Source organism: Marinobacter sp., from assembly GCF_046484525.1.
GTDB lineage: Bacteria > Pseudomonadota > Gammaproteobacteria > Pseudomonadales > Oleiphilaceae > Marinobacter.
Genome location: NZ_JAWOIS010000043.1, coordinates 1 through 22,731, shown reverse-complemented (window position 1 = coordinate 22,731; position 22,731 = coordinate 1). Strand labels below are relative to the sequence as shown.

22 protein-coding genes are annotated in these 22,731 nt (G+C 57.0%); 21 read left to right on the top strand and 1 reads right to left on the bottom strand.

What is annotated here, in order from left to right:
• The first annotated feature begins 37 nt into the window (after positions 1 to 37).
• From R6W86_RS09525 to R6W86_RS09515, 3 genes are read left to right on the top strand one after another with little or no spacing between them, the layout of a single operon-like run.
• Entirely contained in the window at positions 38 to 838 is an 801-nt protein-coding gene (locus R6W86_RS09525; protein WP_410329126.1) for a phosphonate ABC transporter ATP-binding protein, read from the top strand.
• The gene (gene phnE / locus R6W86_RS09520) at positions 831 to 1,655 is read left to right on the top strand and encodes a phosphonate ABC transporter, permease protein PhnE (RefSeq protein WP_410329125.1); all 825 of its coding nucleotides are present in this window, start codon (positions 831 to 833) and stop codon (positions 1,653 to 1,655) included. Before R6W86_RS09525 ends, phnE begins: the two co-directional genes overlap by 8 nt.
• A 28-nt stretch (positions 1,656 to 1,683) precedes the next feature.
• Positions 1,684 to 2,862, top strand: a complete 1,179-nt coding sequence (locus R6W86_RS09515; RefSeq protein ID WP_410329124.1) for an alpha-D-ribose 1-methylphosphonate 5-triphosphate diphosphatase — start codon at positions 1,684 to 1,686, stop codon at positions 2,860 to 2,862.
• 25 nt (positions 2,863 to 2,887) lie between these two features.
• Here R6W86_RS09515 and R6W86_RS09510 read toward each other — a convergent pair whose 3' ends face one another.
• Positions 2,888 to 3,079: a hypothetical protein gene (locus R6W86_RS09510; RefSeq protein ID WP_410329123.1), complete on the bottom strand. Its 192-nt coding sequence runs from the start codon at positions 3,077 to 3,079 to the stop codon at positions 2,888 to 2,890.
• A 462-nt stretch (positions 3,080 to 3,541) separates the two neighbouring features.
• On the opposite strand from R6W86_RS09510, the gene mnmG reads away from it, so the two are divergent.
• The 18 genes from mnmG to R6W86_RS09420 all read left to right on the top strand — a co-directional run bounded on the left by mnmG (position 3,542) and on the right by R6W86_RS09420 (position 22,706).
• Positions 3,542 to 5,428, top strand: a complete 1,887-nt coding sequence (gene mnmG / locus R6W86_RS09505) for a tRNA uridine-5-carboxymethylaminomethyl(34) synthesis enzyme MnmG (protein WP_410329122.1) — start codon at positions 3,542 to 3,544, stop codon at positions 5,426 to 5,428.
• A 9-nt stretch (positions 5,429 to 5,437) separates the two neighbouring features.
• Positions 5,438 to 6,082 (top strand): 16S rRNA (guanine(527)-N(7))-methyltransferase RsmG, encoded by a 645-nt coding sequence (gene rsmG, locus R6W86_RS09500; protein WP_410329121.1) that lies wholly within the window; start codon positions 5,438 to 5,440, stop codon positions 6,080 to 6,082.
• A gap of 20 nt (positions 6,083 to 6,102) precedes the next feature.
• Complete coding sequence (locus tag R6W86_RS09495) at positions 6,103 to 6,897, top strand: ParA family protein (RefSeq protein ID WP_410329120.1); 795 nt, start codon at positions 6,103 to 6,105, stop codon at positions 6,895 to 6,897.
• A 60-nt stretch (positions 6,898 to 6,957) separates the two neighbouring features.
• A complete protein-coding gene (locus R6W86_RS09490) occupies positions 6,958 to 7,833 on the top strand; it encodes a ParB/RepB/Spo0J family partition protein (protein WP_410329167.1) in 876 nt (291 codons plus the stop codon).
• 268 nt (positions 7,834 to 8,101) lie between these two features.
• The gene (locus R6W86_RS09485) at positions 8,102 to 8,500 is read left to right on the top strand and encodes a F0F1 ATP synthase subunit I (protein WP_410329119.1); all 399 of its coding nucleotides are present in this window, start codon (positions 8,102 to 8,104) and stop codon (positions 8,498 to 8,500) included.
• 19 nt (positions 8,501 to 8,519) lie between these two features.
• The gene (gene atpB, locus R6W86_RS09480) at positions 8,520 to 9,392 is read left to right on the top strand and encodes a F0F1 ATP synthase subunit A (protein ID WP_410329118.1); all 873 of its coding nucleotides are present in this window, start codon (positions 8,520 to 8,522) and stop codon (positions 9,390 to 9,392) included.
• A 73-nt stretch (positions 9,393 to 9,465) separates the two neighbouring features.
• Entirely contained in the window at positions 9,466 to 9,723 is a 258-nt protein-coding gene (atpE, locus tag R6W86_RS09475; RefSeq protein ID WP_012138088.1) for a F0F1 ATP synthase subunit C, read from the top strand.
• 68 nt (positions 9,724 to 9,791) lie between these two features.
• A complete protein-coding gene (locus R6W86_RS09470) occupies positions 9,792 to 10,262 on the top strand; it encodes a F0F1 ATP synthase subunit B (protein WP_181799929.1) in 471 nt (156 codons plus the stop codon).
• A 15-nt stretch (positions 10,263 to 10,277) separates the two neighbouring features.
• The gene (locus tag R6W86_RS09465; protein WP_410329117.1) at positions 10,278 to 10,814 is read left to right on the top strand and encodes a F0F1 ATP synthase subunit delta; all 537 of its coding nucleotides are present in this window, start codon (positions 10,278 to 10,280) and stop codon (positions 10,812 to 10,814) included.
• 28 nt (positions 10,815 to 10,842) lie between these two features.
• On the top strand, positions 10,843 to 12,387 hold the full coding sequence (gene atpA / locus R6W86_RS09460; protein ID WP_410329116.1) for a F0F1 ATP synthase subunit alpha: 1,545 nt from the start codon (positions 10,843 to 10,845) through the stop codon (positions 12,385 to 12,387).
• 74 nt (positions 12,388 to 12,461) lie between these two features.
• Positions 12,462 to 13,325 (top strand): F0F1 ATP synthase subunit gamma, encoded by an 864-nt coding sequence (atpG, locus tag R6W86_RS09455; RefSeq protein ID WP_113861761.1) that lies wholly within the window; start codon positions 12,462 to 12,464, stop codon positions 13,323 to 13,325.
• A gap of 54 nt (positions 13,326 to 13,379) precedes the next feature.
• Entirely contained in the window at positions 13,380 to 14,771 is a 1,392-nt protein-coding gene (gene atpD / locus R6W86_RS09450) for a F0F1 ATP synthase subunit beta (RefSeq protein ID WP_410329115.1), read from the top strand.
• A gap of 48 nt (positions 14,772 to 14,819) precedes the next feature.
• Positions 14,820 to 15,242 (top strand): F0F1 ATP synthase subunit epsilon, encoded by a 423-nt coding sequence (locus R6W86_RS09445; RefSeq protein WP_239037881.1) that lies wholly within the window; start codon positions 14,820 to 14,822, stop codon positions 15,240 to 15,242.
• 141 nt (positions 15,243 to 15,383) lie between these two features.
• A complete protein-coding gene (glmU, locus tag R6W86_RS09440) occupies positions 15,384 to 16,748 on the top strand; it encodes a bifunctional UDP-N-acetylglucosamine diphosphorylase/glucosamine-1-phosphate N-acetyltransferase GlmU (RefSeq protein WP_410329114.1) in 1,365 nt (454 codons plus the stop codon).
• A 31-nt stretch (positions 16,749 to 16,779) separates the two neighbouring features.
• Positions 16,780 to 18,612, top strand: a complete 1,833-nt coding sequence (gene glmS / locus R6W86_RS09435; RefSeq protein ID WP_410329113.1) for a glutamine--fructose-6-phosphate transaminase (isomerizing) — start codon at positions 16,780 to 16,782, stop codon at positions 18,610 to 18,612.
• A 140-nt stretch (positions 18,613 to 18,752) separates the two neighbouring features.
• Positions 18,753 to 19,574, top strand: coding sequence for a TnsA endonuclease N-terminal domain-containing protein (locus R6W86_RS09430; protein ID WP_410329112.1), 822 nt, complete (start codon positions 18,753 to 18,755; stop codon positions 19,572 to 19,574).
• Positions 19,558 to 21,633 (top strand): integrase catalytic domain-containing protein, encoded by a 2,076-nt coding sequence (locus R6W86_RS09425; protein WP_410329111.1) that lies wholly within the window; start codon positions 19,558 to 19,560, stop codon positions 21,631 to 21,633. The genes R6W86_RS09430 and R6W86_RS09425 overlap by 17 nt, the downstream gene beginning before the upstream one ends.
• Positions 21,630 to 22,706, top strand: coding sequence for an ATP-binding protein (locus R6W86_RS09420; protein WP_410329110.1), 1,077 nt, complete (start codon positions 21,630 to 21,632; stop codon positions 22,704 to 22,706). Before R6W86_RS09425 ends, R6W86_RS09420 begins: the two co-directional genes overlap by 4 nt.
• Positions 22,707 to 22,731: the final 25 nt, after the last annotated feature.

Here is a 22,731-nt window from a genome sequence, read left to right as displayed (position 1 = left end):
GGCACGGGCCGCCCCTGTCTCATCCGGAGAGAGAACGATGACAAGTCTCGTACAGTCAGCCGTGGATCCGACCAGCGCGGCGGAATCAATAGTTACTCATTCATTGCAGGTCCGTAGTCTGGCCAAGCGCTACCAGGGAGGTGCCACCCCGGTTTTCCAGGGCGTCAGCTTCAATGTCCGCCAGGGACAATCCGTTGCACTTATCGGAGCCAACGGCGCCGGCAAAAGTACGTTATTACGGTGTTGTGTTCGCCTGATTGAGCCCGATGAAGGTGACATTGTCCTGGCCGGCGAACGTTTATCGGCAAAGCACGGAAGGGAACTGAGAAAGGCTCGTAACCGGGTGGGTTTTGTGTTTCAGAAGCATTGCCTGGTTCCCCGGCTATCGGTACTGAGCAATGTGCTCCATGGCAATCTTGCCCGGAAGACCGGGCCGCGTAACTGGATGCAAGGGTTATCCTGTCGGGAAGACCGGGAGCAGGCCATGGAGTGCCTGGATATGGTTGGGCTGAGTGATCTGGCCCACAAACGTTGTGACCAGCTATCCGGAGGCCAGTCCCAGCGGGTGGCCATTGCCCGGGCGCTGATGCAGGAGCCCAGGATACTGCTGGCCGATGAACCCACTGCCAGTCTGGATCCTCGGTCCGGTGCCGCCATCATGGAGCTTTTCGCCAGGTTGTCCCGGTCCCAGGGCCTGACCCTGTTGTTCGTGTCACACCAGATTGAGCATGCTCTCGATTACGCCGACCGGATCCTGGGGCTGCGGGACCATCAGCTGATGCTCGACAGTGCCGCCGCCACCGAGAGTCTGGCGAGTTTGCGAGGTTTCTATGTCTGATTATCCCGATGGTGTACCGGTGGATCGTCACATGCCCCCTCGCTTTGATAGTCCCTCATGGCTGGGTACGGGACTGTTCGCCCTGTTTCTCGGTTTTTTCCTGTGGTCCCTCGCCGGGGTCGGGCTGTCGGTCCCCGAGCTTCTCAGGGGGCTGCCCAACATGGCCAACATTGCCGGAGAAATGATTCCTCCAGCCAGCGATCGGATCGGGCCCGTGGCTCATGCCATTCTGGTGACCTTCCAGATGGCTCTGGTCGGAACGGTGATCGGTGTTCTGCTCAGTGTGCCGATGGCCTTACTCGCCGCTCGAAACACATCTCCCCATCCGGCGGTGAGGCATGTGGTTCGTTCCATCATCAGCTTCTTCCGCACGGTGCCGGATCTGGCCTGGGCCTTGTTTTTCGTAGTGTCCGTGGGTCTGGGTACCTTTGCCGGCACCCTTACCATCGTTGTCGATACCATCGGATTCTGTGCCCGTTTCTTCGCGGAGGCCATGGAAGAGGTGGATCCGGGGCCTTCCGAGGCGTTGGCGTCAATCGGAGCAAGCCCGCTGGATCGGATTGCCGTTGTCCTGTTTCCGGGCGCAATGCCGAGCATGATCAACACCAGTTTGTTTTCCCTCGAAAAGGCGGTCCGGTCCTCGGTCGTGCTCGGGCTGGTAGGCGCCGGCGGTATAGGTGCTGAGCTGGCGGTATCCATGGAAATGTTCCGCTACGACCAGGCTGCCACCATCATCCTGATGATCTTTGTCCTGGTTTTTACCGTGGAGCAACTGTCGTCGCGGTTTCGGGCGCGCCTGATGCATCAACCCCACTAACCCTGTTTATCCGGATTTGGAGAAACCTATGGAACCAAGCGTATCGGTCGTGTTGGAGCCAGGCGGCGATCTTCTGATTGATCGAGTTTCTGTACTTACGACCAGCGGCTGGCTACACGACAGTCGCGTGCAATTGTCCCGGGGTAAAATTGTCGCCGTTGGCGCGGACGCGGATAGCCGTTGTCAGCAACAGATGGATGGTGAGGGTGGTTTTCTGGTTCCGGGCATCATCGATCTGCACGGCGATGCCTTCGAGCGCCACATCACACCCCGGGCAGGGACTCTTTTCCCGCTGGAGCTCGCGCTGGCAGCCAATGATGTCAGCCTGGTAGCCAACGGCATCACCACCTTCTTCTACAGCATTACCGACGGTTTTGAACCCGGCCCAAGAAGTCGGGTAACAGTCCGGGACATTCTGAGAACCCTCGAGTTCCTGGGGCCGGACTTCGGGTGTCAGGCCAGGGTTCATATCCGGCATGAGAAGGTCAATACCGACGATCACGAGGAGTTGCTGGACTGGATCGAGCAGGGGAGGGTGCACCTTTTGTCTCTCAACGACCATCTGCCCAGGCTTGATGATCCGGTTGCCAAGGAGCGCTATCTGTCAGGCCTCCGGCGGCGGGTGTCGATGGAAGAGAGTGAAACCGAAGGTTTCCTGGAGCGATTGCAGGATCTCAGAGCCCTTGGGGAACAACAGATCCGGGAGCTGGCCCACGCCGCACATCGTTCCGGGGTCAGCCTGGCTTCCCATGATGACCATGGCCCGGATGATGTGACACTCAATTGTTCGCTGGGCACCGCGATCGCCGAGTTCCCGATGGATGCCTTTACTGCCCGATTGAGTCAGGAAGCGGGTATTCAGGTATTGATGGGGGCACCAAACCTGGTTCGTGGAGGGTCCCATGTCGGGGCAATCAGTGTTCGGGATGCCATCGCTGAGAACCTGGTCAGCATCCTGTGCAGTGACTATCACTATCCGAGCCTTTTCTACGCCCCTTTTATGATTGCGGAACTGGGATTGTTGCCCTTCGAGGAGGCCTGGAAAATGGTCAGCGAGCATCCCGCAAAGGCGGCGGGGCTCGGTGATTGCAAGGGGCAGGTGGCCCCAGGCTATGATGCGGACCTGGTGTTGATGAAAGATCTGAGCGGCCTTCCGCTCGCCATCAAGGCAACAATTGTGTCCGGGGTACCGGTATTCCGCCGCTAGTGTCCCGTCTGGTTAATTCGCTGACCTACTGAGCCACTGAGAGCCTTGAGAGCAACGCAGCTATCAAGGCTCTCAGTGGCTCCCGAAGGGCGCGGCGCTGGGGCCCCTGACCGGTGTTGCCAGCACTTGATGTGGAACCACCACACCTGCGCACTGGCGCCTTGGCCAGGATCCCCAGCGCCACGCAGTAGGTCAGCGAATTAACCAGACGGGACACTAGGCAACACAGGCCTGCTTTTCCATTCGGCGTTCGGGTTACAAGCCGGAGAGGGAAAGCGGGTGTCCGTCAGTGTTTTTCCAGCTGTCACGGGTAAATCCAGAGAATTCTGTGGAAAAATAAATGGACAAACCGCGGATAACCTCTGGATTCATTTTTTATAATTAAATTAAAACAACAAGTTAAGGTAGTTTTTCGGGTTAAAAGTAAGTCCCTGAATCTGTGGATAACTTTTTGAAAACTTTTCTGAGAAGAGTCTTCCAAGCCACTGAAAAAGCAAAAATTTCGGTTATTACTTATACAGATCCGGGGTTATTCCGGGGGTTATCAACAAGGGCTCCTGCACGGTGACTTTCAAGTGTCGCCGACTCTGGTTAAAATTTGCACATCCTGACTGCATTTTCCGCGGCGAGGCGTTATACTCGCCGCCCTGTTTTTATCCCCCGATTTCCGAGGTGAAGAGTGGAGTTTCCGACCCGTTTCGATGTCATTGTCATTGGTGGTGGCCACGCCGGTACCGAAGCCGCGCTGGCCGCAGCGCGCATGGGTTCGCAAACCCTGCTGCTGACCCACAACATTGAGACCCTGGGCCAGATGTCCTGTAACCCGGCCATCGGCGGGATCGGCAAGAGCCATCTGGTCAAGGAAATCGATGCCCTGGGTGGCGCCATGGCCCGTGCCACCGATCAGGCCGGTATCCAGTTCCGGGTCCTCAACAGCCGTAAGGGCCCGGCCGTGCGCGCCACTCGCGCCCAGGCCGACCGCGTGCTGTACAAGGCGGCAATCCGCCACGTGCTGGAAAACCAGCCCAACCTGACCCTGTTCCAGCAGGCGGCGGACGACCTGGTTGTGGAAAACGACCAGGTGGTGGGTGTGGTGACCCAGACCGGTATCCGCTTCAACGCTAAAACCGTGGTGCTGACCACCGGTACCTTCCTCGGGGGAGTTATCCACATCGGCATGCAGCACCACTCCGGTGGCCGTGCCGGGGATGCGCCTGCCAATGCCCTGGCCAAACGCCTGCGCGAACTGCCGTTCAACGTCGGCCGGCTGAAAACCGGCACCCCGCCCCGGATCGACGCCCGCTCTGTGGATTTCTCGGTGATGGACAAGCAATGGGGCGACAACCCGACCCCGGTGATGTCCTTCATCGGCAGCCGGGACGAGCACCCCGAGCAGGTCTGTTGTTACGTGACCCGCACCACGGAGCAGACCCACGACATCATCCGCAGCGGTTTTGACCGCTCGCCGATGTTTGCCGGCAGCATCGAGGGCGTCGGCCCGCGCTACTGCCCGTCCATCGAGGACAAGGTGAATCGGTTCGCGGAAAAGGATTCGCACCAGATCTTCGTGGAGCCTGAAGGCCTGACCACCAACGAACTGTATCCGAACGGCATTTCCACCAGCCTGCCGTTTGATATCCAACTGGCGGCGGTGCGCTCGATTCCCGGTTTCGAGAACGCCCACATCACCCGGCCGGGCTATGCCATCGAATACGATTACCTGAACCCGCAGGACCTGCGCCACACCCTGGAAACCAAGTTCATCCAGGGCCTGTACTTTGCCGGCCAGATCAATGGCACGACCGGTTACGAAGAAGCTGGGGCCCAGGGCCTGCTGGCGGGTATCAATGCCTCCCTGCGTGCCCAGGAGAAAGACGAATGGTACCCACGCCGGGATGAAGCCTATCTCGGCGTGCTGGTGGACGACCTGATCACCATGGGTACCAGCGAGCCCTATCGCATGTTCACCAGCCGCGCCGAATACCGCCTGATCCTGCGGGAAGACAACGCTGACCTGCGCCTGACCGAGACCGGCCGCAAGCTCGGCCTGGTGGATGATGACCGTTGGCAAAGGTTCAATGACAAGCGTGAAGGCATCACCAAGGAACGCAGCCGGCTGGAATCCACCCGGATCCAACCGAACACCGAGGCCGGTGAGCGGGCCAACAGCTTCCTGAAACAGCCCATGGCCCGGGATCAGTCCCTGGCGGAACTATTGCGTCGGCCGGAGATTGCCTACCACCAGATTGCCCAGATCGGCGGCGAGCGCGCCGATGATCCGAACGTGGCGGACCAGGTGGAAATCGAGATCAAGTACGAGGGTTATATCTCCCGCCAGGCGGACGAGATCGAACGCCTGCGCAAGAACGAGAATACCCCGCTGCCCATCGATCTGGACTACGATGTAATCGGCGGCCTGTCCAACGAGATCAAGCAGAAGCTCAAGGACGTGCGGCCCGAGACCGTGGCCCAGGCTTCCCGTATTCAGGGCGTCACCCCGGCGGCGGTGAGCCAGATCCTGGTATACCTGAAAAAGCGGGACCTGTTGCGCAAGCAGAGCGCCTGAGCCAAGCCCATGACGCAAACACTCTGGCAACGCCAGCTCCGGGACGGGCTGGCCGAGATGAACCTGTCCCTGACCGATGGCCAGCAGCAACGGCTGTTGGCCTTTCTGGCTTTGCTCAACAAGTGGAACAAGGCGTATAACCTCACCGCCGTGCGCGACGAGCGGGTAATGGTCTCGCGCCAGTTGCTGGACAGCCTGAGCATCCTGCCGTGGGTCACCACGGAGCACCTGCTCGATGTCGGTGCCGGTGGCGGTCTGCCGGGTATTCCCCTGGCCATTGCCCTGCCGGACAAGCGCTTCACCCTGCTCGACAGCAATGGCAAGAAGACCCGGTTCCTGAACCAGTGTGTGCTGGAGCTGGGATTGACCAATGTGGATGTAATCCACGGCCGGGCCGAGGACTGCCAGCCCGAGCAGCCCTATACCCAGATCAGCAGCCGCGCCTTCACGGCTCTGGAGAACCTGGTGATCTGGTGCGGGTCGCTGCTGGACAATGAGGGCGAGTTCCTTGCCATGAAAGGTCAGTTTCCGGATGATGAGGTAGCTGCCCTTCCGGCCGGCTGGCAGGTAAAATCCAGTCATTCCCTGAAGGTTCCCGGTGCAGATGGCGAGCGGCATTTGCTGGTCGTTGCCCGGGCAGAGCATTCCCGGTAACCCGCAACAGGAGGCAAAATATGGCGCGCGTGATTGCAGTGACCAATCAGAAGGGCGGTGTGGGTAAGACCACTACCTGCGTCAACCTGGCTGCCTCCCTGGCTGCAACCAAGCGACGGGTGCTGTTGGTGGATATGGATCCGCAGGGCAATGCCACCATGGGCAGTGGTGTGGATAAAAATGCCCTGGAGCTGTCCGGATACGATGTACTCACCAAGCGCGCGACTCCGGCGGACGTGATCGTCACCGTGGAAAACAGCGGTTTCGACCTGCTGCCGGCCAATGGCGACCTGACTGCGGCGGAAGTGGAGCTGATGAACGAGATCGGTCGGGAGCACCGTCTGCGGCTGTCCCTGAACACGATCCGGGACCGTTACGATTACATTCTCATCGACTGTCCACCTTCCCTGAACCTGTTAACGGTGAACGCCCTGTCGGCCGCCGATTCTGTGTTGATCCCCATGCAGTGCGAGTATTATGCCCTGGAGGGGCTGGCGGCACTGATGAACACCGTGGAGCAGATTCAGGAAACCGTGAATCCCAACCTGGAGATCGAGGGTCTGCTGCGCACCATGTACGATCCGCGCAACAGCCTGACCCTGGATGTGTCTGCCCAACTGGCGGAGTTTTTCGGTGACAAGGTCTATCGTGCGGTAATCCCCCGGAACGTCCGGCTGGCGGAAGCCCCGAGCTACGGTTTGCCGGCCCTGAAGTACGATCGCGCCTCGAAGGGCGCCGTCGCTTACCTGGCCCTGGCGGGTGAAATGGTCCGCCGCCACGGCTCGAAAAAGACATCCCAGCCGGTTGCGGTGTAACATACCGGGTCGTTGGCACACGATACACAACGCTTTTCAACGGGAAGAATGACAGACACCATGGCGGCGAAGAAACGAGGATTGGGTGAGCGTGGACTGGGAGCCCTGCTGCAGGGTTCGAAGGTCAACCTGAACCAGGAGGTGAAGGACCACGACGGCGAGCTGCGCGAGATCCCTATCGATCTGGTTCAGCGTGGCCGCTACCAGCCCCGCCGGGACATGGATCCCGCCGCCCTGCAGGAACTGGCTGATTCCATCCGCCAACAGGGGGTGATGCAGCCGGTTGTGGTCCGCCCCATCGCCGAGGGCCGCTTCGAGCTGATTGCCGGTGAACGCCGGTGGCGGGCCGCCCAGATTGCCGAGCTCGACAGTCTTCCCGCCATCATCCGTGATGTGCCCGATGAAGCCGCCATCGCCATGGCGCTGATCGAGAACATCCAGCGCGAAAACCTCAATCCCATCGAGGAAGCCTTTGCCCTGCAGCGCCTGCAGGATGAGTTCGGTCTGACCCAGGCGCAGGTGGCCGAGGCTGTGGGTAAGTCCCGGACCACCATTACCAACCTCCTGCGACTCATTGGCCTGACCGAAGATGTGCGGCTGATGCTGGAGCATGGTGATCTGGAAATGGGCCACGGTCGGGCCATGCTGACCCTGCCGCCGGAACTGCAGATGCAGGTGGCCCGTCAGGTGGTTGCAAAGTCCCTCTCGGTGCGCCAGACCGAAGCGCTGGTGCGTCGGGTCCAGCAGCAGTCGCCCGAGGGCAAGTCCAGGGACAAGGGTGCGCTCGATCCCAATATCCGCGCCTTGCAGGACGATCTGGCCGAACGCCTTGGCGCCCGTGTGTCCATCAGTCATGGGCAACGGGGCAAGGGAAAGCTCGTGATCGAATACAGCTCCCTCGACGAGCTGGATGGCATTCTGGGCCACATCAAATAACCGGAATTTTTTCCTACTCTTTTCGACCTCCTACGAAAGTCCCTGAGGGGCAATTACACAACATGTAGTGTTCAATTTTTACTCCGGCACCTATTTATGTCCAGGGGGCGCCAACACCTCTGATTTAGCGCCACCGGGACTTCCATACTGCCGCCGGATTTGTTGATTCGTGCACATTGAACACATATAATCTGCGGCGCTTGTATCGGTGTATTTGTTCATTTTTTAGACCGAATCGAGTCGAAAACACCGAATTCCCGGGAAAAACATGACGAAGGCAACCCCGAGCGGTATCCGCCGCCCGCCCATCGCACGATGGTTCTTGATCGAGAGTGCGATCCTTGTCGTCGTCAGCCTGGCTTTTTTGCTACGCAGCCAGGCCGCAGGTTACTCAGCGCTACTGGGCGGTCTTATTTTTCTGCTGCCCCATGGTTACTTCGCGCTCAAGGCATTCCGCTACTCCGGCGCGCGGTCTGCCAAAAAGATCATGAGTTCTTTTTACCAGGGTGAGGCCGGCAAGCTCATCCTGTGCGCCATCCTCTTCACGATGGTGTTCAAATGGATTCAGCCGCTTGATATAGCGGCACTTTTTTTAACATTTGCGATCATGCTGGTCACCAACTGGTTGACACCGCTTCTGGCGGGCAGCAATACGCAGCAAAGCTAACTGGACCTGGGAAACCGTTATGGCAGGAAGTGCATCCGAATATATCCAGCATCACCTCCAGAACCTGACCTACGGTAAACTGCCGGCCGGATACGAGCGCGCCGACGGTTCCGTGGTTGAAGAAGCCACCTGGACAATGGCCCGTAACGGCCAGGAAGCCTCCGATATGGGCTTCTGGGCGTTGCACGTTGACTCACTTGGCTGGGCCGTGGGCCTTGGTCTGATCTTCCTGATTCTGTTTCGCGTGGCCGCCAAGCGAGCTACTTCCGGTCAGCCCGGGGGCCTCCAGAACTTCGTCGAAGTGATGGTCGAATTCGTCGACAACAGCGTGAAGGAAACTTTCCACGGCAAGAACAAGGTCATTGCACCTCTATCCCTGACCATCTTCTGCTGGGTTTTCCTGATGAACCTGATGGATCTGGTGCCGGTGGACTGGGTGCCCTACCTGTTCCACCTGATGGGCGTCGAGTACATGAAGATCGTACCGACCACGGACGTCAACGTGACTCTGGGCATGTCCCTGTCCGTGTTTGCGCTGATCATCTACTACAGCGTGAAAGTAAAGGGTGTGGGTGGCTTCCTGGGTGAACTGACCCTGCACCCCTTCTCATCCGACAACCTGTTCCTGAAGATTCTTCTGGTTCCGGTGAACCTGTTGCTGGAAGGTGTGAGTCTGTTGGCGAAGCCGGTTTCATTGGCACTGCGTCTGTTCGGTAACCTGTACGCCGGCGAGCTGATCTTCATCCTGATTGCACTGTTGCCGCTGTGGGCACAGTGGACATTGTCTGTACCCTGGGCGATCTTCCACATTCTGATCATTACCCTGCAGGCATTTATCTTCATGATGTTGACGATCGTGTACCTGAGCATGGCTCACGAAGACAGTCACTGATCGGATACCATTGAACCGTAGTCTTAAACCCTAAACCCTTAAACTGAAAACCTAACTGAAACTGGGAGTTATCATGGAAACTGTAGTTGGAATGACCGCTATTGCTGTTGCACTGCTGATCGGCCTGGGTGCCCTGGGTACTGCAATCGGCTTTGGTATCCTCGGTGGCAAGTTCCTGGAAGGCGCTGCGCGTCAGCCGGAAATGACCCCGATGCTGCAGGTTAAAATGTTCATCGTTGCTGGTCTGCTGGACGCCGTAACCATGATCGGTGTTGGTATCGCGCTGTTCTTCACTTTCGCTAACCCGTTTGTCGGCCAGATCGCCGGTTAATCGAGTCGCCAGCCCGGGGCTTTACCCCGGTCAGATGATTCTTAACAAAACAGGCGAGAGGTGAAGACGTGAACATTAATTTGACGATGATTGGTCAAGCCATCGCGTTCTTTATCTTTGTCGTCTTCTGCATGAAGTATGTGTGGCCGCCAATCATGGCCGCACTGCAGGAGCGTCAAAAGAAGATCGCTGACGGCCTGGCTGCTTCAGACCGTGCTGCGCGCGATCTGGAACTGGCTCAGGAAAAGTCAGCTCAGGAACTGCGTGAAGCCAAGCAGCAAGCTGCGGCCCTGATTGAGCAGGCCAACAAGCGTGCGGCCCAGATTGTGGAAGCATCCAAGGATGACGCCCGCAAGGAAGGCCAGAAGCTGATTGAGCAGGCCAAGGCCGAAATTGAACAGGAGCGTAATCAGGCTCGTGACGCCCTGCGTGCAGAAATTGCCGCAATCGCTGTCGCCGGTGCTGAGAAGATCCTGGAAACCTCTGTCGATGCCTCCAAGCACAACGAGATGTTGGAAAAACTGGCGGCAGAACTTTAAACGGCGAGGTTCATCATGGCAGAACTGAGAACGCTGGCCCGTCCATACGCGAAAGCAGCATTTGCAGCCGCCCAGGAGCATAAAGAGCTGGCTGAGTGGTCCCAGGTGCTGACGATTGCCGGACAGGTCACCGCGAATGAAGACATTCGACAGCTTCTCGCGAATCCGGGTCTGGAGGAGCAGAAGAAAGCCGAGCTGATTCTGGAGGTCGTCGAAGACGGCGTCACCGAGCAGGTTCGTAATTTCTTCGCTGTACTGGCAGAAAACCGCCGGCTGACTCTTCTTCCTGAGATTGCAGCGCTCTTCAACACGTACCGGGCTGATCTGGAGCGCACTGTTGATATCGACGTCACGGCCGCATTCGAGCTGACGGACGAACAGCAACAGAAGCTCGCCCAGGCACTCTCCGAAAAACTCGAGCGGAAAGTGTCACTCGCAGCGTCAATTGACAAGTCTCTGATTGGCGGTGTGATCATCCGCACCGGCGATATGGTCATCGACGCATCCGTACGCGGAAAGCTGAACAAGCTGGCCGACGCTCTGGGCTCCTGATTTCAGCACAAGGTTTGAGGATATTGGCATGCAGCAACTGAATCCATCCGAGATCAGTGACATCATCAAGAAGAGAATCGAGAAGCTCGATATCTCTTCCGAAGCAAAGAACGAGGGTACGATCCTGTCCGTTTCTGACGGTATCGTACTGATCCACGGTCTTGCCGACGTTATGTACGGTGAGATGATTGAATTCGCCAACGGCACTTTCGGCATGGCTCTGAACCTGGAGCGTGATTCCGTTGGTGCGGTTGTGCTGGGTGACTACGAAGATCTGGCAGAAGGCCAGAAGGTTCGTTGTACCGGCCGCATCCTGGAGGTTCCGGTAGGTCCGGAGCTGATGGGTCGTGTGGTTGACGCCCTGGGTAACCCGATCGACGGCAAAGGCGATCTGGGCACCGAGCTGACCTCCCCGGTCGAGAAGGTGGCACCCGGCGTTATCGCTCGTCAGTCCGTTGACGAGCCGGTCCAGACCGGTCTGAAAGCCATCGACACCATGGTGCCGATCGGTCGCGGCCAGCGTGAGCTGATCATCGGTGACCGTCAGATCGGTAAGACTGCGGTTGCGATCGACGCGATCATCAACCAGAAAGAAACCGGCATCAAGTGTATCTACGTTGCCGTTGGCCAGAAGCAGTCTTCCATCGCCGCCGTTGTGCGCAAGCTGGAAGAGCACGGCGCCATGGACCACACCATCGTGGTTGCCGCCGGTGCCGCTGATCCTGCTTCCATGCAGTTCCTGGCTCCGTACGCCGGTACCTCCATGGGTGAATACTTCCGTGACCGCGGTCAGGACGCCCTGATCATTTACGACGACCTGTCCAAGCAGGCTGTGGCTTACCGCCAGATCTCCCTGCTGCTGCGTCGTCCGCCGGGCCGTGAAGCCTACCCGGGTGACGTGTTCTACCTGCACTCTCGTCTGCTGGAGCGCGCATCCCGCGTTAATGCTGACTACGTGGAGGAGTTCACCAACGGTGAAGTGAAAGGCAAGACCGGTTCCCTGACCGCACTGCCGATCATCGAGACTCAGGCCGGTGACGTTTCCGCATTCGTACCGACCAACGTGATCTCCATCACCGACGGCCAGATCTTCCTGGAAACCAACCTGTTCAACTCCGGTATCCGTCCGGCCATGAACGCCGGTATCTCCGTATCCCGGGTAGGTGGTTCCGCCCAGACCAAGATCATGAAGAAGCTTGGCGGTAACATCCGTCTGGCCCTGGCCCAGTATCGTGAACTGGCCGCTTTCGCCCAGTTTGCTTCCGATCTCGACGAAGCAACCCGTAAGCAGCTTGAGCACGGTCAGCGTGTTACGGAACTCATGAAGCAGAACCAGTACAGCCCGATGTCCGTGGCTGAGATGGGCACGGTTCTGTTTGCAGCCAACGAAGGCTTCCTGGACGACGTTGATGTCGACAAGGTGGTTAAGTTCGAAGCGCAGATGCTCGACTGGATGCGCTCCGAGCAGAAAGACCTCCTCGACAAGATCAACGAGAAAGGCGATTACAACGACGAAATCGCTGCCGGCCTGAAAGCTGCACTTGAGAAATTCAAGACCACTCAGAGCTGGTAAGAAATCGGGCCTGCGGCATCAGTCGCGGGCCGCTTTCGTAGCAACGAGTGTCTAACTTGAGAAGGCAGTGAGTTATGGCCGTCGGCAAAGAAATACGTAACCAGATTTCAAGCATCAAGAGCACGCAGAAAATCACCAGCGCCATGGAAATGGTGGCTGCGAGTAAGATGCGGAAGGCTCAGGAGCGCATGCAGGCGACTCGCCCGTATGCCGACAAGATGCGTCAGGTGATCGGGCACATTGCCAAGGCGAATGCTCAGTACAAGCACCCGTTCATGGTCGAGCGCGACGTCAAGCGCGTGGGCTATATCGTGGTGTCGACTGATCGTGGCCTCTGCGGTGGTCTGAACATCAACCTGTTCAAAGCGCTTGTCCGTGAAATGAAAGCGTGGAAAGAAAAAGGGGTCGAAACCGATCTGTGCGCCATCGGGCAGAAAGGGGCTTCCTTTTTCCGGAGCTACGGCGGCAATGTCGTTGCGGCATTGACCCACCTGGGTGACAGCCCGAGCTCTGAAAAACTCATCGGCAACGTCAAGGTTATGCTGGACGCGTTCTCGGAAGGCAAGATCGACCGCCTGTACGTGGTAAGCAACGAGTTCGTCAACACCATGACCCAGAGCCCGAAGGTGGAGCAGCTTCTGCCCCTGCCTCCGAGCGAAGACGAAGAAGAGATCAAGAACCAGTGGGATTATCTCTACGAGCCCGATGCCAGGCAGATCCTCGATGGCCTTCTGCCACGTTTTATTGAATCCCAGGTATACCAGGGTGTGGTAGAGAATCTGGCATGTGAACAGGCAGCCCGGATGATCGCCATGAAGAGCGCAACTGATAACGCCGGTAGCATTATCGACGAACTTCAGCTGGCTTATAACAAGGCGCGTCAGGCGGCCATCACCCAAGAGATTTCAGAGATTGTGAGTGGTGCGGCTTCGGTCTGATCACCCCACGATCCAACTGGTTTTATTGACTATCAAGATAACGAGGAACCGAGCATGAGTAGCGGACACATCGTTCAGATCATTGGCGCGGTTATCGACGTGGAATTTCCACGTGACTCCGTTCCAGGCGTTTACGACGCACTGCTGCTTGAAGGTGGCGAAACAACTCTGGAAGTCCAGCAGCAGCTGGGTGACGGCATTGTTCGTACCATCGCCATGGGCAGCACCGAGGGCCTGAAGCGTGGCCTGAAAGCAGAAAACACCGGCAAGCCGATCTCTGTACCGGTTGGTACACAGACTCTGGGCCGGATCATGGACGTTCTGGGTCGTCCCATCGACGAGCAGGGCGAAATCGGTGAAGAAGAGCGCTGGGCTATCCACCGCAAGGCACCGGGCTATGCCGACCAGGCAGCGTCTGCCGACCTGCTGGAAACCGGCATCAAGGTTATCGACCTGATCTGCCCGTTCGCCAAGGGTGGTAAGGTTGGCCTGTTCGGTGGTGCCGGTGTAGGCAAGACCGTAAACATGATGGAGCTGATCAACAACATCGCGAAAGAGCACTCCGGTCTCTCCGTATTCGCCGGTGTTGGTGAGCGGACCCGGGAAGGTAACGACTTCTACTATGAAATGAAGGAGTCCAACGTTCTCGATAAGGTAGCGATGGTTTACGGCCAGATGAACGAGCCTCCCGGAAACCGTCTCCGTGTGGCCCTGACCGGTCTCACCATGGCCGAGAAATTCCGTGACGAAGGCCGTGACGTTCTGTTGTTCATCGATAACATCTATCGTTACACCCTGGCCGGTACCGAGGTATCCGCACTGCTGGGCCGTATGCCTTCAGCGGTAGGTTACCAGCCGACTCTGGCCGAGGAGATGGGTCAGCTCCAGGAGCGGATCACCTCCACCAAGACCGGTTCCATCACGTCCATCCAGGCGGTCTACGTACCGGCGGATGACTTGACCGACCCGTCCCCGGCGACCACCTTCTCGCACCTGGATGCGACCGTGGTACTGAGCCGTGACATCGCCTCCAAGGGTATCTACCCGGCGATCGATCCGCTGGATTCCACCTCTCGTCAGTTGGATCCGCTGATCATCGGTCAGGAGCACTATGAAGTGGCTCGTGGCGTGCAGACCAACCTGCAGCGCTACAAGGAACTGAAAGACATCATCGCCATCCTGGGTATGGACGAACTGTCAGAAGAAGACAAGCTGACCGTAGCCCGTGCCCGTAAGATCGAGCGTTTTCTGTCCCAGCCGTTCCACGTTGCTGAGGTATTCACCGGTTCCCCCGGTAAGTACGTGTCTCTGAAGGAGACCATCAGCAGCTTTAAGGGCATCCTCAACGGTGACTATGACGACATGCCTGAGCAGGCGTTCTACATGGTCGGTACCATCGAGGAAGCGGTCGAGAAAGCGAAGGAAATGAAGAGCAAGGGCGAGTAAACTGAAGCCCAAGCCCGAATTTCCGGATCGATCAAAGAGGCAACTGACATGGGTATGACCGTGCATTGTGACGTGGTAAGTGCCGAAACAAAGATCTATTCCGGATTGGTAGAGATGCTGATCGCAGCGGGCTCTGAAGGTGACCTGGGTATTGCCCCGGGTCACACTCCGCTGCTGACCCAGCTGAAGCCTGGTCCCATTCGGATCATCAAGCAGGGCGGTGAAGAAGAAATTCTTTACGTGTCCGGCGGATATCTGGAGGTCCAGCCCAATCTGGTGACTTTGCTGGCAGACACAGCCGTTCGTGCAAAGGATGTGGACGAAGCTGCTGCGCTTGAAGCCCAGAAAGAGGCTGAGAAAGCACTTGCCGACAAGACCGGTGAATTCGAGTATTCCCGTGCCGCTGCGGAACTGGCCGAGGCTGTCGCACAGCTTCGTACCATCCAGCAGCTGCGTAACAAAATGCGCTGAGCATTTTCGTTTCGGGTTTGCCGAACACCAAAGCCGCATCCTGAGCGGCCGGAATACCAGCGCACCGCGTTGGCGCTCCGGCCCTGATGGTTGCGGCTTTTTTATTGATTCAAACAAACATCCCGGGAGCCTGAGTTTTCCATGAGCCCGTTACACGTCGTGATCCTGGCCGCCGGCCAGGGTTCCAGAATGAAGTCCGCACTGCCCAAGGTTCTGCATCCGGTGGCGGGCAAAGCCATGCTGCATCATGTCGTTGATACCGCGAAGCAGCTGGGGGCGGAAAAAATTCACACGGTGATTGGCCATGGCGCGGATCAGGTGCGCGCTTCCCTCGACGATGAGGCGGTGAACTGGGTACTCCAGACCGATCAACTGGGCACCGGCCACGCCGTCGCCCAGGCGTTGCCGGACCTGCCGGATGATGCCCGGGTCCTGGTCCTGTATGGGGATGTCCCGCTGACCCGTCGGGAAACCCTGGAGGCCATGGTCAGCGAGCTGGACGAGCGCGACCTGGCGCTGCTGACGGTAGACATGGACAACCCCCATGGTTACGGCCGCATCGTGCGAAACGATCAGGGCGAGGTTCAGGCCATTGTCGAACAGAAGGATGCCACGGCCGAGCAGCAGGCTATCCGGGAGGTGAATACCGGGATTCTGGCTGTCTCGGCAAAGCACCTGAAAAGCTGGCTGCCGACCCTCTCCAACAGTAATGCCCAGGGGGAATACTACCTGACCGACATCATCGCCATGGCGGTGGAGCACGGGTTGGGTGTCACCGTATCCCAGCCGCTCAATCCTTTCGAGGTCCAGGGTGTGAACAACCGGGTGCAACTGGCGGAACTGGAGCGCTGGTACCAACGCCAACAGGCCGAGCGCCTGATGACCGAAGGCGCCAGCCTGGCCGATCCGGCCCGGGTGGATGTCCGCGGCGAACTCACAATCGGCAATGACCTGTGGATCGATGTAAACGCGGTGTTCGAGGGCAAGGTCAGCCTGGGTAACAACGTGGTTATCGGTCCCAATTGCGTGATCAAGGATGCCACCATCGCCGACGGTGCCGAGATAAAGGCCAACAGCGTGATCGAAGGCGCGGTAGTCGGCGCCAATGCCCAGATCGGCCCGTTCGCCCGCCTGCGGCCGGGTACCGAGCTGGCCGCCAACACCAAGGTGGGCAACTTCGTTGAGACCAAGAAAGCCGTGGTGGGTGAGGGCAGTAAGATCAATCACCTGAGCTACGTGGGTGATGCCTCATTGGGTCGTAATGTTAATGTGGGTGCAGGTACCATCACCTGCAATTATGATGGGGTGAACAAACACCGGACCGTGATCGGTGACGGCGTCTTCGTCGGATCCAATACCTCCCTGGTCGCACCGGTCACCATTGCGGCAGAAGCGACCATCGGTGCCGGCTCCACCATCACCCGGGATGTGGCAGACAGCGAATTGGCCGTGGCCCGTGGCCGTCAGCGCAACATCTCTGGTTGGGAAAAGCCGAAAAAAGCGTAAACGAACGATCAGCGAAACAGGTGACAACAGCATGTGTGGGATTGTAGGAGCGGTTTCCGAACGGGACGTCCAGGGGATTTTGCTGGAAGGACTGCGCCGCCTTGAGTACCGGGGTTATGACTCCGCGGGCATGGCCATCATTGACGGCAAGCATCAGGTCCAGCGTGCCCGGGAAGTCGGCAAGGTCGCAGCCCTGGCCGAGGCCATCGGGGCCAATCCCCTCAGTGGTCACCTGGGCATCGCCCACACCCGCTGGGCCACCCACGGCGAGCCGTCACAGCTCAACGCCCACCCGCACATGTCCGGCGACCGCCTGGCCATTGTCCACAACGGTATCATCGAGAATTACCAGGAGCTGCGTGAGGAACTGAAAGCCGATGGCTTCGAGTTCACCTCCCAGACCGACACCGAAGTGGTCGCCCACCTGATCGAGAAGAACTACCGGGAACTGGGTGAACTGTACGCTGCGGTGAAAGCCGCGATTGCCCGCCTGCGCGGCGCCTATGCCCTGGCGGTCGTCCATGCCGACGAGCCGGGTCACCTGGTGGTGTGCCGGGAAGGGAGCCCGCTGGTGGTGGGCGTCGGCATCGGCGAGAACTTCATCGCCTCGGACCAGCTGGCATTGCTGCCGGTGACCGACCGGTTCATGTTCCTGGAAGAAGGCGACATGGCCGATATCCGCAAGGACCGGATCGAGATCCACGACCGTGAGGGCACCCCGGTCGAGCGTCAGATCACCCGTTTCGAGCACGGCGCCGATTCTGCCGACAAGGGCGAATACCGCCACTTCATGCTCAAGGAAATCTACGAGCAGCCGAAGGTGATCAAGGCCACCATGGAAGGCCGGGTGACCGGTTCACGGGTGCTGGAACAGGCACTGGGTACCGAAGCAGCCCACCTGCTGGACAACGTTCGCCACGTCCAGATCATTGCCTGCGGTACCTCCTACCACGCCGGCATGGTGGCCCGTTACTGGATTGAGGATCTGGCCGGGGTGCCCTGCTCCGTGGAAGTGGCTTCCGAGTTCCGCTACCGCAAGCACGTGATCCAGCCCGATACCCTGTTCCTGTGCATCTCCCAGTCCGGTGAGACCGCCGACACCCTGGCCGCCCTGCGCCAGGCCAAGCACGCCGGTTTCCGGGCCGCGCTGGCGATCTGCAACGTACCGGGCAGCTCCCTGGTGCGGGAATCGGACCTGGTGATCATGACCCAGGCCGGCCCCGAGATCGGTGTGGCCTCGACAAAGGCGTTCACCACCCAGCTGACTGCGTTACTGATCTTCACCCTGGCCCTGGCCCGCCACAACGGCCTCTCCGAGGAGCGGGAAGCGGACATCGTCAAGGCGATCCATCTATTGCCCGGTCAGGTCAGTGATGTCCTGGCCCTGGATGGCGAAATTGCCGAGCTATCGAAGGCCTTCATGGACAAGCACCACAGCCTGTTCCTGGGGCGGGGCTCCCAGTTCCCGGTAGCCCTCGAAGGCGCCCTGAAGCTCAAGGAAATCTCCTACATCCACGCCGAAGCCTACCCGGCCGGCGAGCTCAAGCACGGCCCGCTGGCCCTGGTGGACAGCGAGATGCCGGTGGTCACCGTTGCGCCCAACAATGATCTGGTGGAAAAGCTCAAGTCCAACCTGGAAGAAGTCCGCGCCCGGGGCGGTGAACTGTTCGTATTTGCCGACAAGGCGGCGGACGTGAAGCCGGAGGAAGGCGTCCACGTGATGCAGATTCCCTCCGTACACGAAATCACCGCGCCTATCGTCTACACCGTGCCACTGCAGCTGCTGTCTTACCATGTGGCTGTACTGAAGGGTACCGATGTGGACCAACCGCGGAATCTGGCGAAGAGCGTGACGGTGGAGTAGAGGGTAGGCATTCTTCCAGGAACGGTGTAGGTTGATAATAAAGTTGGTAACAAAATAATAGAGTTGGTAACTTTAGAATAAAGTTGGTAACTGAAGGCTGATGTGTCAGAGTCAGGCTATTTCCTCGGGATTAATAGGGAATGGCCAGCTACAAGCTCGACAAGAAAACCGAAAAATGGATCAATGAAGGGCGCGGTAAAGGTAGGGGTGAACATTACCTTCCGTGGCTCACGGTAAGAGATTTACCCTCCAAGGGACGTTCGCATCGAGTGATGGGACTCCTTACGGGGCGAACCCATCACTTTTTTTCAGATCTAGAACTGGCCGCCTTTTTGTTGCTCGAATGGAATCCCGCTGTTACCGACATTCGTGAGCAATTTCCTCTCCGCATCGAAGACACCATCTCATTGGCTGAGCAAGCCAGCATCCGGCATCCCGACGCAGGCGGATACCACCAGATAATGTCTACCGATCTTGTGGTCGATTTATCTGCGCCAACCGGCCCAGAGAGATTCGCTATCCAGGTAAAAACCTCCTCCGACCTAATGGATCCTCGAACGGTCGAGAAGCTTGAAATTGAACGCCGCTATTGGAGACTAAAAGGCATTCCTTGGTATCTCATGACCGATAAGCAGATGCCTCGGACTGTTATGAAAAACCTTGAGTTTCTGTATTCAGCACGAGCTCAGAGCGAGAGCATGGAAGTTTTGTTTCAAAGCTTACCGACCTATGTCGATGTGCTGACAGAAAACCCGAATACCGGGCTTCCGGAGTTAGGTATGCTGATTGACCAGTCCTATTCGCTTGAGCCGGGCACGTCGCTGGCCCGGCTAAGAGCGCTAGCGGCCTTGAGGGTACTAAAATTTGATATATCCACTCCCTGGACCAAGCTTGTAGCACAAGACCTAAAGTTGGTTGAGGATGTTGCGTTGCTGAGGGCGAATTATGCTGCGAATCAATGACGTCTTCAGGTTGGCTCAGGATCGTTATCGTGTACTGGCACTGACGGGCAAGCATGTTTTCTGGATAAATATTGACTCAGATAAAGCCTGGCCAGAATTGGTTAGAACGGATGAGATTGAAAGGCTGATTTTTAATGAGGAACTGTGTCGAACAGCAGATCCTCATCAGGAACTAGCCTCATTGTCCGTGGAGCACGGGAGTAATGCGCAGATAATTCGGGATCAACGGTATGAGTTAATTGCTCCACTAGTTGCAACTGACGAAATTTATTACCGAGATGGTAGGGGCCAGTTAGTCCAATCTCGTAGTGACGAAACCGGTACGCCGAGGAAAACGCTTTATAAAAACCTTAAGCAGTACTGGCAGCGCGGAGCGATGCCGAACGCACTTTTACCTGACTATCGAAAATCCGGGGGTAAAGGTCAGAAAAAGACATCCAAAAAGAAGTTGGGGCGGCCCCGCAAAATCTCACCGGGAATCGGGATAACCGTTGATGCCTCAATCGAAAAAATGTTTCGCTTGGTAATTGACCATTATTACGTCAATGACAAAGGGAACTCGTTGGCGTACGCCCATCGGCGATTTATCGATATGTTCGAGGCCATCTACCCCGATGTTCGGCCTGAGGATTATCCAACATTGACCCAATTGAGGTACTTCTACCACCGGGAGTATGAAAAAGCGGATCGCATTCGCCTCAGGTCAAATAAGATTTCCTACCAGAAAGATGTCCGGCCATTGATAGGAACCTCCACTGCAGGGGTGCTTGGTCCAGGTTCTAGATATGAAATCGATGCGACAATTGCCGATATTTATCTTTTGTCTGCTGATCGACAAAGAATTATAGGCCGCCCCACTTTGTACGTGGTGGTTGATGTTTTCAGTCGCATGGTGACGGGTTTCTATGTTGGCCTGGAGAATCCATCCTACGTCACGGCCATGAGTGCGCTGGTTACCTCCATGTCAGATAAAACCGAACTTTGTGCCAATTATGGATTGGAGATTACTCCAGAGCAGTGGCCCACCGTTGGGGTTCCAGAAGCGATCCTCGCGGACAGAGGGGAACTACTTGGGCACCAGATAGAATCGCTTGAGAAAGCCTTTGCAGTCCGGATCGAGATTACTCCCCCATACCGAGGAGATGCGAAAGGAATTGTTGAGCGTTATTTCCGCACCCTTCAAGCCGAGTTTAAACCCTTTGCACCTGGCGTGGTCACAGCTACAAAAACGAGAAAGCAAGGCGGAAAAGACTATCGACTGGATGCGACACTCTCTCTTCAGGACTTTACACAGATCATGCTGGCCTCGATCCTTCATCGGAACCAATATGCGGTGTTGTCAAAATACGATCGCGACTCGGATATGCCAAACGACATGGCATTAACCCCTCTCAACATCTGGAATTGGGGCATACAGCATCGAACCGGTCAATTGAAGAATGTATCGGAACTGGCCTTGAAGATTGCTTTGTTGCCGCGTCAAAAAGTTCATCTTTCTGACTTTGGGGTCAGCTGTTTTGGTGCTTATTACACGTCCAAGGAGTTGTTGGCATCTGGGTGGCTCCATCGCAACGGAGACCGCAGAGTCACCGGCCTTCAGGCAGCCTACGATCCCGCAGTGGCTGATCATATTTATCTGTTTCCGAAAAAAGACAGTTCGGAATACTGGGTCTGTTCCCTGACAGATCGCTCGCGTCAGTTTCGCGGCAAGTCTATGTGGGAGTTATGGGCCAGTCAGGAAGAGCAGCGAAAAGCCACCAGTGCCGCCAAAGTGGCAGAGACAACCAGTAAACGAGACCTGGAGAATCTGGTCAGCGACACTATCAAAAACGCTGAACGTTCCCGCCCTGCCGTCAACAAGAAGCAATCCAAAGCCGAAACTGTCAGGGGCATACGGGAGAACCGAAAAAGAGAACGGGATGCTCAAAGAACACAACAAACCAAAGTCCGGCAGCCTGACAGCAGTAAACCTAAATCTGAAGTGACCTACCTACATGGCAAACCGGACGATGGTGCTTTCCCAGATTTCCTGGACGAGCTGTTTGGAGACGATGAATGACCTTACCCTCAGGCATGGTAACTGCCGTGTACCAGGACACGGGAATAACGAAATATCAAGGCAATCCACTGATCGAGGCGCTACCGCCTATTCCCGGACATAAACAGCTCATAGTTGGTCTCAGTGAGACCCTGGATCTTCGGCCTACAGAAATATACCTGGATGGTCAGACAAGGATTCATATAATCGCCCAACTACTGGATGGTTTCTTTCAGCCGCTGGCACGCCATATTGAGCTTGAATCAAAAATATCAATCATGCTGCGTCAGGGATATGTGGGGCGCAACATTGCCACTGGTGATCTCTCCGCTCACCTACAGAACGGATATGAGCGAATCAAGAGCGGAGACCTGAAGGCATTTCGCTTTGATCACGTCGAATCGACTGCGAAAAGCCTGGCATTCATCGGGTGCTCCGGTTCCGGAAAAACCAGTTCGCTCAATCGCATTCTGGCAACCTATCCACAGATGATTCACCACCCGGAGCACAATTTCATCCAGATCGTGTTCCTAAAAATCGATTGCCCTCATGACGGTACTCTCAAGAGTCTGTGTCACAATTTTTTTCGGGAAATCGATTCTATCCTTGGGACAGACTATGTCCGGCGTTACGGCGAGAAGCGCCACGGTGTAGAAGCAATGATCGCGTTAATGTCCCAGTTGGCAAATACCTATGCGATTGGCGTACTGGTCATCGACGAAATACAGCACCTGAACCTCGGACAAGCCGGTGGAGCCGAGAGGATGCTGAACTTCTTCGTAACTTTGGTTAATGAGATCTCCGTACCGGTAGTAATGGTCGGAACACCAAAGGCGCGACCGGTCTTTGAGACAGACCTGCGATCTGCTCGACGCGGGGCGGGGTTCGGGTCAATATTGTGGGAACCACTGTGCAAACCTGCAGCTGACGAAAACATAGACAGAACCGAATGGGGCGCGTTCACGAAAAAGCTTTGGAAGTACCAGTGGCTAACCAAAGCCAGTGACAACATGACCGATGATCTGAGGGATCTTTGGTTCGATCTGTCTCAGGGAATCATGGATGTCGTTATCAAGCTGTTCGTGCTGTCATGATATTGCAAAGATAGAGACAGGTCAG

Bases quoted from the DNA above. Each gene is read 5' to 3' on its own strand.
- atpD (WP_410329115.1), top strand. From the start codon at position 13,380: ATGAGTAGCGGACACATCGTTCAGATCATTGGCGCGGTTATCGACGTG.
- phnE (WP_410329125.1), top strand. From the start codon at position 831: ATGTCTGATTATCCCGATGGTGTACCGGTGGATCGTCACATGCCCCCT.
- R6W86_RS09495 (WP_410329120.1), top strand. From the start codon at position 6,103: ATGGCGCGCGTGATTGCAGTGACCAATCAGAAGGGCGGTGTGGGTAAG.
- glmS (WP_410329113.1), top strand. From the start codon at position 16,780: ATGTGTGGGATTGTAGGAGCGGTTTCCGAACGGGACGTCCAGGGGATT.
- R6W86_RS09425 (WP_410329111.1), top strand. From the start codon at position 19,558: ATGCTGCGAATCAATGACGTCTTCAGGTTGGCTCAGGATCGTTATCGT.
- R6W86_RS09445 (WP_239037881.1), top strand. From the start codon at position 14,820: ATGGGTATGACCGTGCATTGTGACGTGGTAAGTGCCGAAACAAAGATC.
- R6W86_RS09490 (WP_410329167.1), top strand. From the start codon at position 6,958: ATGGCGGCGAAGAAACGAGGATTGGGTGAGCGTGGACTGGGAGCCCTG.
- R6W86_RS09430 (WP_410329112.1), top strand. From the start codon at position 18,753: ATGGCCAGCTACAAGCTCGACAAGAAAACCGAAAAATGGATCAATGAA.
- R6W86_RS09485 (WP_410329119.1), top strand. From the start codon at position 8,102: ATGACGAAGGCAACCCCGAGCGGTATCCGCCGCCCGCCCATCGCACGA.
- glmU (WP_410329114.1), top strand. From the start codon at position 15,384: ATGAGCCCGTTACACGTCGTGATCCTGGCCGCCGGCCAGGGTTCCAGA.
- R6W86_RS09465 (WP_410329117.1), top strand. From the start codon at position 10,278: ATGGCAGAACTGAGAACGCTGGCCCGTCCATACGCGAAAGCAGCATTT.
- atpA (WP_410329116.1), top strand. From the start codon at position 10,843: ATGCAGCAACTGAATCCATCCGAGATCAGTGACATCATCAAGAAGAGA.
- R6W86_RS09515 (WP_410329124.1), top strand. From the start codon at position 1,684: ATGGAACCAAGCGTATCGGTCGTGTTGGAGCCAGGCGGCGATCTTCTG.
- atpE (WP_012138088.1), top strand. From the start codon at position 9,466: ATGGAAACTGTAGTTGGAATGACCGCTATTGCTGTTGCACTGCTGATC.
- atpG (WP_113861761.1), top strand. From the start codon at position 12,462: ATGGCCGTCGGCAAAGAAATACGTAACCAGATTTCAAGCATCAAGAGC.
- R6W86_RS09420 (WP_410329110.1), top strand. From the start codon at position 21,630: ATGACCTTACCCTCAGGCATGGTAACTGCCGTGTACCAGGACACGGGA.
- rsmG (WP_410329121.1), top strand. From the start codon at position 5,438: ATGACGCAAACACTCTGGCAACGCCAGCTCCGGGACGGGCTGGCCGAG.
- R6W86_RS09525 (WP_410329126.1), top strand. From the start codon at position 38: ATGACAAGTCTCGTACAGTCAGCCGTGGATCCGACCAGCGCGGCGGAA.
- atpB (WP_410329118.1), top strand. From the start codon at position 8,520: ATGGCAGGAAGTGCATCCGAATATATCCAGCATCACCTCCAGAACCTG.